The following is a 19,209-nucleotide window of genomic DNA, read 5'->3' as shown; positions in this document are numbered from 1 at the left end:
TCTTTTGGCCAAAGGAGGAGAAAATAGCAACTTATGGAATTTGTATGTTGAAATATTCAAAGGGGTGAAATGATGGTTGTAAAAGAAGAATTAAAAATCGTTGTGGGTGCAGGGGAATTTAACAATAACCCGGGTTGGTTACATACAAATGAAGAAGAATTAAATTTATTAAAAAGAGAAGATTGGATAAAAAAGTTTGATCCTAGCTCTTTAGCAGTAATTTTAGCAGAGCATGTATGGGAACATTTATCATATGAAGAAGGCATAGAAGCAGCGAAAGTATGCTATGAATTTTTGAAGCCGGGTGGTTATATTCGATGTGCGGTTCCGGATCGCTTTTTCCCAGATGAAGAATACCAAGAAGGGGTAAAAGTTGGAGGACCTGGACCGTTAGATCATCCAGCAGCGAGCCATAAAATTGTTCATAATTATAAAACGATGACATCTATGTTTGAGAGTGCGGGGTTTCAGGTGAAACTTTTGGAGTATTGTGATGAAGATGGAGAGTTTCATTATAATGATTGGGATGAGAAGAAAGGGTTTATTTATCGTTCTAAGCGTTTTGATTATAGAAATCAGGACGGAAAGTTAGGGTTTGTTTCTTTAATTGTTGATGCTGTGAAGAGTGAATAGATAAGAATAAAGAGGATGTGCTAAAGGGATACGGTTTTAGCAACATCCTCTTTTGTATGAAGCATATAAAGTGTGAGGAGAATATGTTATATATGCTTTCGTTTAAATGTGAACAAAATGTTCGAAAAAATGATTGTGGATTTTATTGACACATATGAACGGACGCTCATATAATAAAGGTATAAGATATATGAATGGCTGTTCATATGTTTAGATAAAGAGGTGAGCTATAATGGCTGAAAATAAAGTGGAAACATGCCAAGAGGCGTGTTCTCAAACGATTATCCATGAAGACGTTGTGGATCAAGTGAAACAAACAATTCCGAATGATGAAAGCTTAAGTAAAGTAGCTGAGTTATTTAAAGTGTTAGGCGACCGTACACGTACGAGAATTTTACACGCATTATTTGAAGCAGAAATGTGCGTGTGTGATTTAGCATATTTACTTGGAATGACACAGTCGTCTATTTCACATCAGCTTCGTGTATTAAAACAAGCAAAGCTTGTGAAAAACCGTAAAGAGGGAAAAGTGGTTTATTATTCATTGGCGGACCATCACGTAATCGGTATCTTTGAGCAAGCATTTGAACACGTAAATGAAGAAGAATAGAAAATAAAAGCACAAGGAGGGAGAAAGATGGCAGAACCACTAGTGAAACGAAAACTTGTGTTAGAAGGACTGGATTGTGCGAACTGTGCGATGAAAATCGAAAAAGGCGTTGGGGGATTAGATGATGTCTTATCTTGTTCCGTGAACTTCGCAACTAAGACAATGGTGTTAGAAACAGAACAAAATAACGAAAAACATGTTATTACTGAGGCGATGCAACTTGTTACGAAATTAGAGCCTCATATTAAAGTACAGGAAGAACAACAATCAAAAGTTGCGAAAGAAGTATTTGTATTAGAAGGATTAGATTGTGCGAATTGTGCGATGAAGATTGAAACAAAGGTAAAGGAAATGCCTTCTGTTTCAAATGCTACAGTGGATTTTGTATCGAAGAAATTAAAAATAGAAGTTGCAAATAAAAAAGAACTTGAAACGACAGTACAAGATATCAAAATGATTGTTCATAAGTTAGAACCAGATGTAAAAGTTGTTCGCGAAGAGAAGGAAAGCCATAATCATAGCCACGACCATGGTGAAGGAAATGTGAAGAAAATGATTTGGCGTTTAGCAATTGGTGGCGTTTTAACAGGGATAGCTGCACTAGCGGGATTACCACAAATGATGACAATTCCACTTTTTGTTATTGCGTACCTACTAATTGGTGGAGATATCGTTTGGCGAGCTGTAAGAAATATAACACGCGGCCAAGTATTTGATGAAAACTTTTTAATGGCGATTGCCACACTTGGAGCTTTTGCGATTGGGCAGTATCCAGAAGCAGTTTCTGTTATGCTCTTTTACCAAGTAGGTGAATTATTCCAAAGTATCGCTGTAAATCGTTCTCGAAAATCAATTACTTCATTAATGGATATTCGTCCTGATTATGCAAACGTGAAAGTTGGAAACGAAACAAAACAAATTTCACCAGAAGATGTTAAAATCGGTGACTACATTATTGTAAAACCAGGTGAGAAAGTACCGTTAGATGGAAAAGTAGTTGAAGGAGCATCGATGGTAGATACTTCAGCGTTAACAGGCGAATCTGTACCGCGTGAAGTAGAGGTTGGTAATGATGTATTAAGTGGTTTCGTGAATCAAAATGGTGTATTGACAATTGAGGTAACGAAAGAGTTTGGTGAATCTACAGTATCTAAAATTTTAGACTTAGTGCAAAATGCAAGTAGTCGAAAAGCACCAACAGAAAACTTTATTACGAAATTTGCTCGTTACTATACGCCAGCTGTCGTAATTACAGCTGCAGTACTAGCGTTTGTTCCACCTCTCATTTTAGAAGGTGCTACATTCTCAGATTGGATTTATCGAGCTTTAGTATTCCTTGTTATTTCTTGTCCTTGTGCGTTAGTGGTGTCCATTCCACTTGGATTCTTTGGCGGTATTGGTGGAGCATCTAAAAACGGGATTTTAATCAAAGGTAGTAACTATTTAGAAGCGCTAAATGATGTGAAATATATCGTCTTTGATAAGACAGGAACATTAACAAAAGGTGTTTTCAAAGTAACGAAGATGGAGCCAAGTGGAACAACTACAAAAGAAGAGCTTCTTGAGTATGCGGCATTTGCAGAAGTGTACTCAAATCATCCAATTGCGCAATCTATTCGGAGTAGCTATGGAAAATCAATTGATGAAAATATGATTGAAGATTATAGTGAAATCTCTGGTCATGGTACAGTTGTAAAAGTGCAAGGTAAAGAAATTTTTGCAGGTAATGCAAAATTAATGAAAAAAGAAAGCATTACATTTGAGCAGCCACAAACTGTAGGTACTCTTGTTCACGTTGCTGTAGATGGTGCATATGCAGGGTATATTGTCATTTCGGATGAAGTGAAAGAGGACTCAAAACAAGCGATTCAAAAATTAAAAGAGCTTGGGATTAAGAAAACAGTCATGTTAACAGGTGATGCAAAGTTAGTTGGAGAAGCGGTTGGTAAAGAGCTTGGTTTAGATGAAGTTCATGCTGAATTATTGCCACAGCAAAAAGTAGAAGAAATTGAAAAAATTGATGGGGCAAAACAAGCAAAAGAAAAAATTGCGTTCGTTGGCGATGGTATTAATGATACACCAGTATTAGCAAGGGCAGACGTCGGAATTGCGATGGGTGGATTAGGATCTGATGCAGCGATTGAAGCAGCGGATATTGTAATCATGACAGATGAACCTTCTAAAATCGCAACGGCTGTCAAAATTGCCAAACGTACACGCAATATTGTATGGCAAAATATTATCTTTGCACTTGGTGTAAAAGGGCTTGTCCTATTACTTGGTGCATTCGGAATTGCAACAATGTGGGAAGCAGTTTTCTCAGACGTGGGTGTTACATTACTTGCTGTATTGAACGCGATGCGTGTGCTTAGAGTGAAAGATTTGTAAAATAAAAAGAGAAGCGAAGGCTTCTCTTTTTATTTTTGTATATTTTTTGCAACTTGATCTCGTACTGTTTGAATATAATTCATTTTATGATCCCAGCACTCTTGACTTAAATCTACAGGATATTCTTCGGGATTTAGCGTTCTCATATATTCTTCCCAGAATAGTGCTAAGCTGCTTTTAGTGTATTTTTGAATGTCTAATATATTTGGTAATTCGTATGTTCTTCTACCATTTGTGAAAATGGCATGATGAAGCTCGCGTGCTTCAAAGTTTGTTACGAATTTACTAATATACGTATGAACAGGATGGAACATTTTTAAACGCTCTTCCTGTTGAGGTTCTTCGGATTCTAAAGCGATATAATCACCTTCTGCATGATTGTTCACGCGATTAATGATTCGATAAATTCGTTTTAATCCTGGTGTTGTGATCTTTTCAGGGTTAGAAGAGATTTTAATTGTGTCATTTAATATGCCATTTGCATCTTCAATCGCAACTAATTTATAGACAGCGCCTAATGCAGGTTGTTCAAATGATGTAATCAGTTTTGTTCCGACGCCCCATACATCAATTTTTGCTCCCTGTGATTTTAAATGCATAATTGTATATTCATCTAAATCACTAGAAGCAATAATTTTTGTATTTGTAAACCCAGCTGCATCAAGTAGTTTTCGTGCTTCTTTTGATAAATAAGCCATATCGCCACTATCGAGACGAATGCCATAAAAATCAATGTGGTCACCGAATTCCTTAGCAACGCGAATCGCATTTGGTACACCAGATTTTAACGTATCATATGTATCAACGAGAAAAACACATTTTTGGTGCGTTTCAGCATACTTTTTAAATGCAACATATTCATCACGATACGCTTGGACAAAGGAATGAGCATGCGTACCAGCAACTGGAATACCAAAGCGTTTTCCAGCACGGACATTGCTTGTAGAAGAAAATCCACCGATAAAGGCCGCTCGTGTACCCCAAAGGGCAGCGTCAAATTCGTGAGCGCGGCGGGTACCAAACTCTAAGAGTTCATCATTGTCCGCTGCATGTTTCATGCGAGCTGCTTTTGTAGCGATTAATGTTTGGTAATTCACAATATTTAACAAGGCGGTCTCAATAATTTGAGCTTCACCAAGAGGTGCGTCAACACGCAATAATGGTTCGTTATTAAAAACAACTTCTCCTTCTTGCATACCACGAATTGTCCCAGTAAATTTCATGTTTTGTAAATAATGTAGGAACTCTTCTTCAAATTGTAGTTCTTTTAAATAAGCGATGTCACTTTCGGTAAAACGAAAAGTCTCTATGTATTCTATAATTTTTTCAAGACCAGCAAAAATGGCGTAACCATTTTCGAATGGGAGCTTTCGGAAATATAAATCAAAAACAGCACGGCGATTATGAATCTTGTCTTTCCAATATGTATAAGCCATGTTGATTTGATATAAATCTGTGTGTAAGGCGTAACTATCATCTTTATAATGATTCATTGTGAAAACACCTCCGTAATTTGGTTATATTATATCGTTTATTTGTAGTTTATCCCGCATTAACCGGCAGTAATACTTTCACCTCAAAATTCAGCGAAAGCATTGTCCGGCTAATAATCAGAGGGGGATGAAGCCCCCTCTGATTAAAGTTTCACTTTATGCCAAAGCAGCTACTTCAATTAAGAGTAGATTTTACCCGGGATTATGCAGTTAATAGAACAATTCCAAAAATGAGCACGAGAGGACCGAATAAAATCCCCCATGCTATGGGGCGAGCGAAATTGAAAGTCCATCCAAGTCCAAAGCGCTTTTCTAACATGAGTGTAGGATCATTTCGATTGTAATAAAATTGTCCCAGTTTCCAAAAATGATCATCATCTTGTTGAATAGAAAAATTTTCATTGCTTGATAAAGTATCTTGATTTATTGGTTTTCGTGCAATAATGATTGCCCAAGTAATTGTTATTGTAGTTATGATAATGGTGCTAATGATTAATTTAAGAGGTGAAAATGGAACGATATAAGAAATTTGGAACAAAGTGAATAGAAATACAGACAGCAAGGAAGATCCAATCATAAATAATGACCACTTTCTGCGGGATTGAATGCTAGAAATTTTAGATGCATCTGCATTTTGAACATTGAGTTGTTGCTTAGCGCGTTTTAATAGTATATTGATACCCATAAAAAGCAGAATTGTTACGAATTGAATAAGTGGAAAAACAGAGAAAAGCCCGATTGTTTTTTCACTATAGGTTGTTATAGTGCCATCCCAATTGAATTTCGTTGGAATTTGATTTGGCAATTCAGGATAGAACGAGATAGTAATAAGAATTGTTATAAAACATATGAATGCATGAATGGAAAATAATCCGTTAGAATAGGTTAATTTTTCATTTCGAAAAGATGTATCAATTACAATAGGTTGCTTTTTTTCAATAGCCCAATTCATATTATTTCGGATGACTTTCATTTTTTTATGACAATGTAAATAAATAAAAAAATCGGCAATTAGAAATCCGATAATACAAATAATAAGGCCTGTTGCTTGTGCTGCTTCATTTGAAAAATATACTGAAATACTGATGAAAAAGATTGTAAATAACAAGCTGAAAAGCAAGTGGGTGTTCCGAAATTTTTTACGCAAGAGGACAATTTCATCTAAGTTATATGCGTTTTCGGGGATTCGGATACCAAAACTATATATATTTGGAGTCATTTGTGGTGTAAAAGTAATAATGAGGAAAAATGGTGCTAGTATCGCTACAAATAGAATGATATTAATCCATATGTCCATGTTTTGTTTCCTCCCATTCAAAATGATTCGCTAAAGATTGTACAAATTGCAAGAGTGCTTTTTTTGAAATACCACGACATTTTGCTTCTGCTATAAATGGTTGTAGATTTAGTTCACTCCTCTCAAAAAATGCGGAGTTATCATGTAATTGTGTTGTATTTACAGTAGCTCCTTTTTGTCGATGAATTTGAATAAATCCTTTTTGTTTTAGCAGCTGATACGCTTTATTAACAGTGAGCATATTTACACCTAAATCAGAAGCAAGTAATCGAACAGAAGGTAAAGTTTCGCCTTCTTTTAGTTCTTCTTTGGCAATTCCTTCGATAATTTGATGAACGAGTTGTTCGTATATTGGAATATCAGACTGTATGTTAATCGTTATAAACATGCTGCACCTCCTTTGTCGCTATAACTGTTATACATATAATATAACAGTTATAGCGACAAAGGGCGAAAAATGTTTAGAAAATTTACATTTATCAATTTATATTTTTGGCATTTTTATGTATTATTAAAGTAGTGGGGGTAAATGAGAATGGAGGAGGACAATGCAACAAACATTAGAGAAAATCGGGAAACAAGTTTTTTATAAGCGACTGCAGCAAAAAATGACACAAGAAGAATTATGTCAGGGCATTTGTTCCGTCTCATATTTAAGTAAGATTGAAAATGGAAAGATAGAAGCATCAGAAGAAATCTTGCAGCTGCTCTGCGCGAGGTTAGAGATTGCTGTGTCGGATTTGAGAGATGTAGAAGAAGAAGTGAAAGAGAAGTTAGATGATTGGTTAAACGCGTTAGTTCATTTGGACAAAGGGCAAGTTGAACGCATATATAATGAGTTACAAGGTGAAATGAAGCATGTTTTAGATTTTGAAATCATAAACTATTATAAATTACTCTATACTCGTTATTTAATTATGAAAAGAGATCTTCCTGCACTTGAAGAAGAACTAGAGAAGTTGAGAAAAATGTATAAGAAGTATTCTCCGTTTCAAAAAATGTTATATACGTATAGTAGAGGGATATTATATTGTTTGCAATATAAGTGGAAAGATGGCCTCGATTATTTACTAGAGACAGAAGTGATGGCTAAAGAACAAGGGTATTATGAAACTGGGATTTATTATAATATTGCTCTTACATATACTCATTTAGAAATTCATCATCTTGCACTGCATTTTGCTAATGTTGCATTAGAGGGATTTCGAGGTGAATACAAGTTTAGGAATGTGATTAACTGTCAAATTCTTATTGCACTAAGTTATGCGGAAAAAGGTCAATATAAAGAGGCTTTGGAAATGTACGAAAGTATATTGAGAGAAGCATCATCTTTTGCAGACGAAGATGTACTTATAGCTATTACTTTAAGTAACATTGGAAATATATACTATAAAAAAAGACAGTATCAGCGGGCGAAAGAATGCTATTTAAAAAGTTTGCAATTTCAGAATCAAATAGATTTAAATTATATAGATACATTATATGAAATGGCATTACAATGCATTAAACTAGAGCAGCTAGAAGAAGCGAAAGAATGGATTGATAAGGGAGTTATTGCTGCTAAGCAGGAAGAAAGATTTAATACAAAGTTATATCTACTTCTCATGCTTCGGTATAAATATTTTGAAGACGCAAAAGCCTATAAATCATTTTTGGAAGCAGAAGCTATTCCTTTTTATAAGTCGGCAGGAAATAAAATTGAATTAAAGAAAGTATATATAGAGCTTGCGGAATATTTCGCTCGGTTACTACATTTTGAAGAAAGTAATCGATATTATAAGTTAGTTATTGAAGTGTTAGAAGATCATAAGGAGGGTTAAAATGAAAAAAATATTAGCAGGAATTTTAGTGGTCGCAGTAGTATTTACCGTGGTAGGTGGTGTGCAATATACGAGTAAACCTGATACTTTTGGATTAGACTCTAATTTATCACAAACAGTAAATGTATAATAATAACCAAAAGGCCCTTTCCAAATTGGAAAGGGCCTTTCTCAATAATTGCTCCCCAAAATTCTACAAAACTTGAGAAAAGAATTTTTTGAATTTTTAGTATATAAATAGTGGAAACTAGATGATAATATAAAACTACTCTTTTTCAAAAAATTTTTTATTAGGGGGAAGGTTATATGAAAAAGAAGAGTTTAGCATTTGTATTAGCGGCAGGAATGGCAGTTACAACATTTGGAGGGACAAGCTCTGCGTTTGCAGATTCAAAGAACGTGCTCTCTACGAAAAAGTACAATGAAGCAGTGCAGTCACCTGAGTTTATCTCTGGAGATTTAACAGGAGCAACTGGAAAGAAAGCAGAATCTGTTGTGTTTGATTATTTAAATGCAGCAAAAAAGGAGTATAAGTTAGGAGAAAAGAGTGCAGAGGATTCTTTCAAAGTGAAACAAGTGAAAAAGGATTCTATAACTGATGCAACAGTGGTACGTATGCAACAAGTATATGAAGGTACACCGGTATGGGGGTCTACCCAACTAGCGCATGTTAGTAAAGATGGTTCATTAAAAGTATTATCTGGAACAGTTGTACCGGATCTAGATAAAAAAGAAAAATTAAAAAATAAAAATAAGATTGAAGGTAAAAAAGCGATTGAAATCGCACAGCAAGATCTAGGGTTAACTCCTAAATATGAGGTAGAGCCATCAGCGGATTTATATGTATATCAAAATGGTGAGGATACAACTTATGCATATGTTGTGAAATTAAATTTCTTAGATCCGAAGCCAGGTAACTATTATTATTTCATTGAGGCAGATAGCGGTAAAGTGTTAAATAAATACAATACAATTGATCATGTAACAGATGAGAATAAATCGCTAGTTAAGCAAGAGGTTGCAAAACAAGATGCGAAAGCAGCTGCAAAACCTGTTACAGGAACAAATAAAGTTGGGACAGGTAAAGGTGTACTAGGAGATACAAAATCTATTAATACAACATTATCTGGATCTACTTATTATTTACAAGATAATACACGTGGAGCGCAGATTTTCACATATGATGCGAAGAACCGCACTACGTTACCAGGAACGTTGTGGGCAGATACAGATAACGTTTTCAATGCAAGCCGTGATGCGGCAGCGGTAGATGCCCATTATTATGCAGGAGTAACATATGATTATTATAAAAAGACGTTCAATCGTAATTCATTTAATGACGCTGGAGCACCGTTAAAATCAACGGTTCATTACAGTAGTGGATATAATAATGCATTCTGGAATGGCTCACAAATGGTATATGGAGACGGGGATGGCTATACATTTACTGCATTATCAGGTGGATTAGATGTAATTGGGCATGAGTTAACGCATGCGGTTACAGAATATAGCTCAAACCTGATTTATCAAAATGAGTCAGGAGCATTAAATGAAGCGATTTCTGATATTTTTGGTACTTTAGTAGAGTACAGTGATAATCGTAATCCAGATTGGGAAATTGGAGAGGATATTTATACGCCTGGTACATCTGGGGATGCACTTCGTTCTATGAGTGACCCAACAAAATATGGTGATCCAGACCATTATTCTAAGCGTTATACTGGTTCAAGTGATAATGGTGGCGTTCATACGAACAGCGGTATTATCAATAAAGCGGCTTACTTACTTGCAAATGGTGGTACGCATTATGGTGTAACAGTGAATGGTATTGGTAAAGATAAAGTAGGTGCAATTTATTATCGTGCAAATACACAATACCTCACTGAATCTACTACATTTAGTCAAGCGCGTGCTGGCTTAGTACAAGCTGCAGCTGATTTATATGGTGCAAGCTCTGCTGAAGTTACAGCAGTGAAGCAGTCATATGATGCAGTTGGTGTAAAATAGGTTCCACTCCTGTGGATTGTAAATAAAGTTTGATAAGGATTGCCCTTAAAGATGGAATGAAATTGAATATTCATTCCATCTTTTTATTGTTCATCATATCACTTTGTGATATATTATCTTTAGATATATCACAAAGTGATATAATGAAGGTAGGGAGAAAATGAAATCATTAGAACAGTTAACCGATTCTGTGTTTTATATTATGGCAGGATTTACAACACCAAGACATGGCTATGCAGTGATGAGCTTGATTGAAGAATTAACAAAGGGGAAAGTAGTAATTGGGCCCGCATCACTATATACAATTATTAAAAAGTTAATAACCGAATCCTACATTGAATTATTTGATGATTCAGACTCACGTAGAAAAGTATATGTTTTGACAGATAAAGGTAGAGAAGTGTTGGAACAGGATATTTTGAGACGTAAAACGATGCTTGATTTTGCTGAAAATGGATTAAAAGGGGAGTACTAAAATGGGGAAAACAAAATACATAATGTCAAATGGGATTGCTTTTTCAGAAGAACAAGATTTAAAAAAGCTAAGAAAGTATGCTGCAAAAGGATGGATTGTGAAACGTTTTAAACGAATGGGATATGAATTAGAAAAGGGTGCTGCTGAAGATACTATATTTAGTCTTGATATAAGACCATTAGCAGAAAACGAATTAGAAGAATATATTGAAATGTTTGAATTGTCAGGTTGGGAATATGTTTGTTCGAGTTATTATGATGTGCACCTATTTAAGGCCAAACCTGGTACAAAACCAATTTATACAGATAAAGAAACAAAACAGGAGAAAATAAAAACACTTAGACAACCAGTTATGTCAGCAGTTGCAATTAGTATGGCTATGCTGATTGTAAGTTATTTCGTTCATTCGGTAAGTTCAGGTGTATTAAGTACAATATTTTCGATAGTTTTCTTATTTTCCCTTGTCATTACCATTCCAATGTTAATGACATTAATGGCGACCTACTACCATTCGTTTAGAACAAAATAGTATAGAAAGAGAATTTCTAAGCTTATAAAGAAGTGGTAGTTATTATAATTTATTTTCCTGTTAAAATAAGCAATCTTTTTATAAAATTTTTGAAAGATAAGTTAAAAATCCCTTATGTTTTGATCAACCTTTGTTCAAAATATAAGGGATTTTTTTATGGTGAAATGAATGTTTTCAGCAACTCCCTTTGATAGAGAATAAAAAAGGAGCAATTGCTCCTTTTTTTATTTTTTCTTCCACTTCTTCCATACATATAATACTCCGATACAACCAGCAATCGTTATAATCCACTTCGCTTCGCTTGTTCCGTTCATTACATGGTATGCAGAATACACTTCAATGAATAATGCTGGTACTTTTCCTATTGCACTTGCAATACTGAAAGAGAATAACGACATTTTTCCTAACGCAGCAAATAAGGTAATAATGCCAGATGGAATAAATGGGACAAGTCGGAATGATAGAACGAGAAAAAATGCTTCTTTACCTTGTACATAAAGAAGACGTTCTACTTTTGGATAGTTGTTTATTTTGTTATGGGCCAATTTTTGAAAACCTAGTCGATAGAAATAAAATGAAACAATTGCTCCCGATACTTCGCCTGCGATCGAAATTATTGTTCCGTCTGTTAAGCCAAAAAGCTGTATGTTGATTGCTGTTAAAAATATGCTTGGAATAAAGCCTGCCAAACTGATGATGATATTGAATAGAATACTAAGTGGAATTGCAATCGTGTAATGCTCTGTGAGTAAATTGTGAATCATTTCTTGCATATCGTTATAGTCCTTTGTCTTTTTTTGCATTACACCACATTTAATCAGTATAGGCAAGTGTAGATTTTAATAGAAAATATAAATTTTCATAATAAAAACCGAAAAATATACCCATTACAGGTATATGGTACGGAAGGTAGGGGGTATATTTTTCGGTTATTTCTTAAATCAAGAGAAGGTAATTCCATACATGGATAGGAAGAAGCTGAGAAAGTTGTAAAATGTTTAAAAAAGATAGAGTATAGATTAGAAAAAAACATTTAAGAAAGTCAGTATTATGTAGACGGACTGATTCACCCCTTTTCTGTGCAAGTAATATGAAATAAATGAGTTTTTTCGTTGTTAAGCGACATGCAAATCATTGGTGTACGCTTTTTTTATATAAAATTGACTTTTTGTGAAGTTATGACGATAATCATGAAAGAGGTGATATGATGAAACGATTATGGAGTATTTTCTTAAGCGGATTACTTGCGATGATACTTGTTTTAAGTGGTTGTGCAGGACAAGAACAGAAAAAAGAAAGTCCAAAAGGAAGCGATTCAGCATCAATAGGGAAAATTAATGATAATATTTTAGATGAAATGGAAGGACCGCCGAAAAATGGTCATACGATAGAACGTCATGTCGGAAAGACAGAAGATCAGCTAAAAGAACGATTACGTACAGATAAAGTATCGGCCGCAAGTACATACTACGATAAAGAGACGGCAACAAAAGCTGTTAAAGATAGTTTGAAACAGCATGAGCAGGAAATTGAGAAGTGGTTAAAGAATTCCAAAGAAAATCGTCTCGTATTAAATACGAAGCATTCGTTTCCTGTTGGAAAAACGGTATTAAAGAAAGATATGAGTGTAAAAGATAAGCTTATGAATACAGTTACTGTTTTAGCAAGAGATAAATCAGGGTCATTAGGATTTAAAATCATTACTTCCTATCCATCAGACAAGTAAGAAAGGGAGAGTAGTATGTATCCAACACTTCAATATTTCTTAAAAACATATTGTACGTTAAGTGTGCATGAGGATGAGATAATCAATGTAATGACTGAGTTCTTAGAGGAAGAAGAGCAAGAAACCGTTGCTAAATTACAACATGAGCTATTACATATAAAGCAAGCGAAGGCATGGGAAGAAGGATCTTTATTAGCGGCTAAACAAGGAAACCGTATATGGTCGTTAGAAGAGGCGAGGGAACATATAGAGGCATTTATACGTTTACTGCAAAACAAAAAGGCGTGAATCATCACGCCTTTTTGTATACACTTTTTGAGATTTGGCCATTTGAGATCACTTGACCGTTTTGTGTTACTTTTTTATATGTAACAGCTGTAATTTTATTTCCAGTATCACTAATTACTTTTGATGAAACTTCTACGTCCTTACCAGTAGGTGTACCGAAAATACGTGTAGTTATACTGCCACCATTAGAGAAGGCTTGAATGTAAATATATTTTCCCGTATTGTTTTGGAATTTTAGATCCGGTCCATAATCTGCTACAGCGGCATCTTGGCCAAGTGGTAAGTAATGAACAGGCATAGAGTGGTTACTACGAGCAACAACTCCTAAATCAGCACGTAATGCTGCACCATATAGCGTACTACTAACTTGACACACACCCCCACCAGCACTTTGGACAACTTTACCATTCAAATATACAGCAGCGGATTTATAGCCATGCGCAGCATCTGTAATACCGACGCGTTCATTGAAACTAAATGTTTCACCAGGTGCTACGAGTGCTCCACTTAAAGTATTAGCAGATTTGTTTACATTAAAGGATTGGCTCCCGTTTCGACCAGCCATAGGAGTAGAATATTCAGCGATTACTTGTGTAATACCCATGTTTTTTATATCTTCTGTAGATCGTTCGGGTTTTGTGGATGCAATTGGAAGTTGAATATCTTGTGTACCAGTAGTAATTGCTTTTGCCGTTAATTCTTTTAATTTTTCTTTATCAACTTTTTCGCCATTTTGACTTTGACTAATGTTTACTGTTGTTCCGGAAACACTTAATTCAGCGTTTACAGGTTCCTTTAATGTTTCGTTATATTTTTCTTTTATAAAAGCCTCATAAGCTGTTGAGTTCAGTTCAGGTGTTAGTTTATATTCACGTTTTAACTCGCCGTTTTCAGCTTGTTTTCGCATGTTATAGCGATTCATAACATTCCCTTTTTGCTCGTTAAAGATTTTTTCGAAAATGTCTTTTTCTTTATAGTCAACACCTAAGTCTTTCCACGTATAAGTTTGTGTATTACTCGGTAATGCATAGTTAAGAGATTTTTTGTTTAATTCATCTACTTTTTGTTGAATAATTTCTTGCACGTCTTTTTTACTTTTACCATCAAGAGAAGTACCTTCAAATGTAGTGTGCGGTAATACGGTTGTATCGAGTTGTTTGTTTAACTTAGAAACGTATTGATAACCACCAATCCCACCTGCACATAGCAATATTCCACCTGCGACAGCAGAACCAATCAGTAAGTTACGTAGCTTCATTTACTTCCCCCCAAAAAGTTAATATATAAGGTTATATGTATTCGTTTTTTATGTATGAATGATAAAAATAGTATTATGTACTAGTATACTATTATTTTAATTATTGGTGTAATGTTTTTATAAAAAATGTTACATTGTTGTAATAATTGTCTCTTTTTGTCATTATTTGCGTAAGAAAATGGAAGTATTTTGTTGGAAATTATAATAAAAAGGCTACTGGGAAAGTCCTAGCAGCCTTTTTATTATAATTTTTTATGTTCAGTTTTATTCGTAACATCGAGATGTTCTTTTAATGTTTTGGATATGTCCTGTACACTTTTTTCATTAGGAATGTAGTAGTAGATGCCGCCGATATATTTATCGCTACCTTTTACTTGGAGTTTATCCATCCTTAAGTTTGATCCCATAATGTTTGTCGTAATTGTCATCATGTCATCAAATGTTAAGTTTGTTTTTAAATCGTGATCAACAGCATCTAATAAGCTGCCAATTTTATTAATAGAGTTTATAGATAGTGCTTTTTGAGCAATTGCTTCCAAAACAAGTTGTTGACGCTGACCACGCATATAATCACTATCAATGTGACGTGTTCTTGCTAAAGCAAGTGCTTCCTCACCATTTAAATGTTGGCGTCCTTTTTTTAGGTGAATGGCACCAGGCTCATCCTTACTATTTTGTTCTGTAAACTCAACAGGAACGTCTACGTCGATGCCACCAAGAGAATCGACAATTTTTATAAATGATTTAAAATTAAATTTTACATAGTAGTCGACAGGAACATTTAAAAAGTTTTCGACTGTATTAATTGTACTATCTACGCCCCCAAATACGTGAGCATGTGTGATTTTATCTTGTTTATCACGTGATTTAATATATACGCGAGAGTCACGGGGGATACTAACAAGTTTTACTGATTTATCATTTTTATTAATTGTAGCAAGCAATAATGCATCTGTACGTGTTGCTTTGCCGTAAGATTTTTCACGAAGGTCACTTTCATCTACCCCCATAATAAGGACAGAAACGTTGTCGGTCATCGGTTTAACAGCTTTATCTCGTTTATCAGATTTATCTCCTCTATCTAGTTCGGAATATGCATTATTTACAATTGATTTTGCTTTACTGTATATGTGGAAGAAATAGCTTCCACCCCCAATTGTTACAATGAGTAATGGAATGAGAACAAACCATAGTAGGCGTCTTTTCTTAAATCTCCTCTTTGAAGTTCTATTTTTGTTTTCTACATCTGAATTCATTCTTTAGTTCTCCTTCAAATCATTCAATTTGTATATTTTCTTATAATGTGTAAACGAGACACATAAAAGATATTGTACGCTAAATAGATATTGTTGTACATGTATAAAAAATAGATGTCTCGATTATTTATGAGACATCTATCCGTATTGTATATAAAAAGGATGAATAAAAAAAAGGATAAAAATTTACCTTCTTATAGCATAATGCTTACCATAATTGCGGATAAAATGCTGACGAGTGTTGCGCCGTACAACAGTTTTAAACCGAAACGAGCAACGACATTCCCTTGTTCTTCATTTAATCCTTTAACGGCACCAGAAATAATTCCGATAGAAGAGAAGTTTGCAAAGGATACAAGGAAAACTGAAATAATACCTACTGTACGAGGAGAGAGACTGGTTGCAAGTTTGCTGAGATCCATCATGGCTACAAACTCATTCGTTACAAGCTTTGTAGCCATAATACTTCCTGCTGTGACAATTTCTTTACTTGGTACACCAATAAGAAAAGCGATAGGTGAGAAAACATAACCAAGTAACTGCTGAAATGTAATTCCAAAAATAAGATGGAATAAATCATTAATACAGCTAATTAAGGCAACAAATCCAATCAACATAGCGCCAACAACAACAGCAACGCGAAATCCATCTAGAATATATTCTCCGAGCATCTCAAAAAAGGTTTGCTTTTCGCCTTTAATTTCTAGAATGTCCTCTTCTTCTCTAACATCATACGGATTAATAATGAGTACGATAATAAAGCCACTAAATAAATTTAAGACAAGAGCGGTTACTACATATTTTGGCTCAATCATTGTCATGTAAGCACCGACAATTGACATCGATACGGTCGACATGGCAGAAGCGCAAAGTGTATACAAGCGATGTTTTGGAATTTGCGCAAGCTGTTTTTTTACGGTAATGAATACTTCTGATTGGCCTACAATAGCAGAGGCAACGGCGTTGTAAGATTCCAGTTTCCCGAGTCCGTTTATTTTGCTAAGGAAAAACCCAATCCAACGAATACAAAATGGCAATATTTTAAAGTGTTGCAAAATACCAATTAGGACAGAAATGAAGACAATTGGCAAGAGAACATTTAAGAAGAAAGGCATTTCGCCTTTATTCGCAATACCACCAAATACGAAATTCACCCCGGATGCAGCATAGTTCAATAACTTCGTAAATAAATTAGAAATCAAGGTTACAAGCACAAGTCCAATTTCTGTATTTAATAACAAATAAGTTAAAATCAACTGTATAATAAGCATGATGAAAATGGGTTTGAATTTAATATGCTTTTTATTATTACTTGCGATAAAGGCAAGAAAGAAAACAACGGCAAGGCCGAGAAAAAAAGTAACAAATTTCATAGTAAACCTCCTTATGAGATGTTCTGTTACATAGGTTTTTCATTTTGAGGGAGAATATGCATGTTTGATAACGAGAGGAATGACGTAGAGCGTGGATATATCTAAAGTGCATCATATTGCAATTATATGTTCTAATTATAAAATATCTAAAAAATTTTATACTGAAATATTGGGATTTAAGGTGTTGAATGAAGTTTACAGGGAAGAAAGGGATTCTTATAAATTAGATTTATGTGTAGGAGGACAGTATCAAATTGAGTTATTTTCATTTTCAGATCCTCCTAAACGGAAAAGTTTTCCTGAAGCAGCTGGTCTTAGACATTTAGCATTTGCAGTTACAGATATACAAGAAGCTGTTCAGCATCTAAAGCGATGCGGAATAAAAACAGAGCCAATACGTGTGGATGAAATAACAGGGAAACAGTTTGTGTTTTTTCAAGATCCAGATGGTTTACCATTGGAGTTATACGAGGATTAAAAATTGGGGAAATTTATATAGGTTTGCTTTTTAACAAATGAAGAGAATAAGAACAAAGTGAAACTTCCATTCGTTTTTTATTCATTCATTTGTTTTGATTGAGAGAAAACTTCTTTTAAAAAGGAGGTGTAACTTTAGCTAAGAAAAGCTAAAGGTGTTCTTTGGAAATTACTAAATTAATCATGGTTGTTATTCTTATTGCATTAACTGGTTTTTTTGTGGCAGTTGAATTTGCAATTATAAAAGTACGCAGTAGTCGCGTGGATCAGCTTGTAGGAGAAAAAAAACGAGGGGCATTAGCAGCTAAGAAAGTGATTTCAAATTTAGACGAATATTTATCAGCATGTCAGCTTGGAATTACAATTACAGCTTTAGGATTAGGGTGGTTAGGCGAACCGACGATAAAGCATTTATTGGAACCGTTATTTTTAAAGATGGAACTTTCACCTGCGATTGCAAGTACAGTTTCGTTTATTATTGCCTTTGCTGTTATTACATTTTTGCATGTCGTGATTGGAGAGTTGGCCCCGAAAACACTTGCCATTCAAAAAGCGGAACAAGTAAGTTTGTTACTATCTCAGCCGCTTATTTATTTTTATCGTATTATGTATCCGTTTATTTGGGCTCTCAATGGTTCAGCTCGCCTCGTGACTGGTATATTTGGATTGCATCCTGCTTCTGAGCATGAAGTTGCACATTCAGAAGAGGAGTTAAGACTTATTTTATCGGAGAGTTATGAAAGCGGAGAAATTAATCAAGCGGAATTTAAGTATGTAAATAATATTTTTGAATTTGATAATCGGTTAGCAAAAGAAATTATGGTTCCGCGTACTGAAATAGTCGGTTTATATGAAGATGAACCGTTTGAGACACATATTAAAGTGATTGGACAAGAAAAGTATACAAGGTATCCTGTATTTGGAGAAGATAAAGATGAAATTATTGGGATGGTCAATGTAAAAGACTTATTTATTCATTATATGGATGGTGAACAAGAGGAAGACCGCTCCATTACTTCGTATACAAGACCTGTTATTGAAGTGCTAGAAAACATTCCAATTCATGATTTGTTATTGCAAATGCAAAAAAAACGAATACCGCTTGCAATTTTATATGATGAATATGGAGGAACAGCAGGAATTGTGACACTTGAAGATATTTTGGAGGAAATAGTCGGTGAGATTCGAGATGAATATGATGAAGATGAACATCCGCCTGTCGAACATATAAGCGAAACATATAAAATTATTGATGGAAAAGTACTCATTAGTGAAGTGAATGATTTGCTTGGTTTACATCTAGTTGCTGATGATGTAGATACGATTGGGGGGTGGATCATGATGCAAAAACAAACAATCACTGAAGGTGATATCATGGAGACAAATGGATGGGTTTTCAAAGTTCTTGAAAAAGATATGCATCAAATTAAACGAGTGGAAATAAAGAAAATTGGGGGAGAAGATACAGCAATAGCGTAATCTTTATACACCAGAAAGAAGTATGAGTGCGGAATCGATTTTGCAGAAAAATGGTATTGTTTGCGCTTTCAAAAAAGGTGAGATATAGTGGAGAAAGATA

19 protein-coding genes are annotated in these 19,209 nt (G+C 34.7%); 12 read left to right on the top strand and 7 right to left on the bottom strand.

Annotated elements, in window-relative coordinates; translation table 11 throughout:
* The first annotated feature begins 72 nt into the window (after positions 1-72).
* The 3 genes from M014_RS0123835 to M014_RS0123825 all read left to right on the top strand — a co-directional run bounded on the left by M014_RS0123835 (position 73) and on the right by M014_RS0123825 (position 3,631).
* Positions 73-633: a class I SAM-dependent methyltransferase gene (locus M014_RS0123835; RefSeq protein ID WP_026593940.1), complete on the top strand. Its 561-nt coding sequence runs from the start codon at positions 73-75 to the stop codon at positions 631-633.
* A gap of 232 nt (positions 634-865) precedes the next feature.
* Positions 866-1,243 carry an ArsR/SmtB family transcription factor gene (locus M014_RS0123830; protein WP_026593939.1) on the top strand — a complete coding sequence of 126 codons (378 nt, stop codon included), beginning with the start codon at positions 866-868 and terminating at the stop codon, positions 1,241-1,243.
* A 27-nt stretch (positions 1,244-1,270) separates the two neighbouring features.
* Complete coding sequence (locus tag M014_RS0123825; RefSeq protein WP_026593938.1) at positions 1,271-3,631, top strand: heavy metal translocating P-type ATPase; 2,361 nt, start codon at positions 1,271-1,273, stop codon at positions 3,629-3,631.
* A 29-nt stretch (positions 3,632-3,660) separates the two neighbouring features.
* Here M014_RS0123825 and M014_RS0123820 read toward each other — a convergent pair whose 3' ends face one another.
* From M014_RS0123820 to M014_RS27450, 3 genes are all read right to left on the bottom strand, one after another.
* Positions 3,661-5,124 (bottom strand): nicotinate phosphoribosyltransferase, encoded by a 1,464-nt coding sequence (locus tag M014_RS0123820; protein WP_026593937.1) that lies wholly within the window; start codon positions 5,122-5,124, stop codon positions 3,661-3,663.
* A 202-nt stretch (positions 5,125-5,326) separates the two neighbouring features.
* Positions 5,327-6,421: a DUF1648 domain-containing protein gene (locus tag M014_RS0123815; protein ID WP_026593936.1), complete on the bottom strand. Its 1,095-nt coding sequence runs from the start codon at positions 6,419-6,421 to the stop codon at positions 5,327-5,329.
* Positions 6,405-6,809: a GntR family transcriptional regulator gene (locus M014_RS27450; RefSeq protein WP_035415680.1), complete on the bottom strand. Its 405-nt coding sequence runs from the start codon at positions 6,807-6,809 to the stop codon at positions 6,405-6,407. The genes M014_RS0123815 and M014_RS27450 overlap by 17 nt, the downstream gene beginning before the upstream one ends.
* Before the next feature lie 160 nt (positions 6,810-6,969).
* On the opposite strand from M014_RS27450, the gene M014_RS0123805 reads away from it, so the two are divergent.
* From M014_RS0123805 to M014_RS0123785, 5 genes are all read left to right on the top strand, one after another.
* Positions 6,970-8,241, top strand: a complete 1,272-nt coding sequence (locus M014_RS0123805; RefSeq protein ID WP_026593935.1) for a helix-turn-helix transcriptional regulator — start codon at positions 6,970-6,972, stop codon at positions 8,239-8,241.
* Between the two features lies 1 nt (position 8,242).
* Positions 8,243-8,371 (top strand): NprX family peptide pheromone, encoded by a 129-nt coding sequence (locus M014_RS29430; RefSeq protein WP_090692926.1) that lies wholly within the window; start codon positions 8,243-8,245, stop codon positions 8,369-8,371.
* Positions 8,372-8,547: 176 nt separating this feature from the next.
* On the top strand, positions 8,548-10,248 hold the full coding sequence (locus M014_RS0123795) for a M4 family metallopeptidase (RefSeq protein WP_026593934.1): 1,701 nt from the start codon (positions 8,548-8,550) through the stop codon (positions 10,246-10,248).
* 160 nt (positions 10,249-10,408) lie between these two features.
* Positions 10,409-10,723, top strand: a complete 315-nt coding sequence (locus tag M014_RS0123790; protein ID WP_026593933.1) for a PadR family transcriptional regulator — start codon at positions 10,409-10,411, stop codon at positions 10,721-10,723.
* 1 nt (position 10,724) lies between these two features.
* Entirely contained in the window at positions 10,725-11,252 is a 528-nt protein-coding gene (locus M014_RS0123785) for a DUF2812 domain-containing protein (protein WP_026593932.1), read from the top strand.
* 224 nt (positions 11,253-11,476) lie between these two features.
* Here the strand turns inward: M014_RS0123785 and M014_RS0123780 are convergent, their stop codons facing one another.
* Positions 11,477-12,025, bottom strand: coding sequence for a TVP38/TMEM64 family protein (locus M014_RS0123780; protein WP_026593931.1), 549 nt, complete (start codon positions 12,023-12,025; stop codon positions 11,477-11,479).
* Between the two features lie 434 nt (positions 12,026-12,459).
* On the opposite strand from M014_RS0123780, the gene M014_RS0123775 reads away from it, so the two are divergent.
* Positions 12,460-12,978 carry an RNase A-like domain-containing lipoprotein gene (locus M014_RS0123775; RefSeq protein WP_026593930.1) on the top strand — a complete coding sequence of 173 codons (519 nt, stop codon included), beginning with the start codon at positions 12,460-12,462 and terminating at the stop codon, positions 12,976-12,978.
* 15 nt (positions 12,979-12,993) lie between these two features.
* Entirely contained in the window at positions 12,994-13,266 is a 273-nt protein-coding gene (locus M014_RS0123770; protein ID WP_026593929.1) for a hypothetical protein, read from the top strand.
* A gap of 4 nt (positions 13,267-13,270) precedes the next feature.
* Here the strand turns inward: M014_RS0123770 and M014_RS0123765 are convergent, their stop codons facing one another.
* From M014_RS0123765 to M014_RS0123755, 3 genes are all read right to left on the bottom strand, one after another.
* Positions 13,271-14,524 carry a VanW family protein gene (locus M014_RS0123765; protein WP_026593928.1) on the bottom strand — a complete coding sequence of 418 codons (1,254 nt, stop codon included), beginning with the start codon at positions 14,522-14,524 and terminating at the stop codon, positions 13,271-13,273.
* A 242-nt stretch (positions 14,525-14,766) separates the two neighbouring features.
* Positions 14,767-15,780, bottom strand: coding sequence for an LCP family glycopolymer transferase (locus tag M014_RS0123760; protein WP_026593927.1), 1,014 nt, complete (start codon positions 15,778-15,780; stop codon positions 14,767-14,769).
* Between the two features lie 194 nt (positions 15,781-15,974).
* Complete coding sequence (locus tag M014_RS0123755; RefSeq protein WP_026593926.1) at positions 15,975-17,153, bottom strand: NupC/NupG family nucleoside CNT transporter; 1,179 nt, start codon at positions 17,151-17,153, stop codon at positions 15,975-15,977.
* A gap of 91 nt (positions 17,154-17,244) precedes the next feature.
* Between M014_RS0123755 and gloA2 the strand changes: the two genes are divergently transcribed.
* Positions 17,245-17,631 carry an SMU1112c/YaeR family gloxylase I-like metalloprotein gene (gene gloA2 / locus M014_RS0123750; protein WP_026593925.1) on the top strand — a complete coding sequence of 129 codons (387 nt, stop codon included), beginning with the start codon at positions 17,245-17,247 and terminating at the stop codon, positions 17,629-17,631.
* A gap of 161 nt (positions 17,632-17,792) precedes the next feature.
* Positions 17,793-19,109 carry a hemolysin family protein gene (locus M014_RS0123745; protein ID WP_026593924.1) on the top strand — a complete coding sequence of 439 codons (1,317 nt, stop codon included), beginning with the start codon at positions 17,793-17,795 and terminating at the stop codon, positions 19,107-19,109.
* The last annotated feature ends 100 nt before the right edge of the window (positions 19,110-19,209 follow it).

This window comes from Bacillus sp. UNC437CL72CviS29 (assembly GCF_000482345.1).
GTDB classification, from domain to species: Bacteria; Bacillota; Bacilli; order Bacillales; family Bacillaceae_G; genus Bacillus_A; species Bacillus_A arachidis.
The sequence above is the reverse complement of the archived record's forward strand: the minus strand, read 5'-3'. Positions and strand labels throughout refer to the sequence as shown.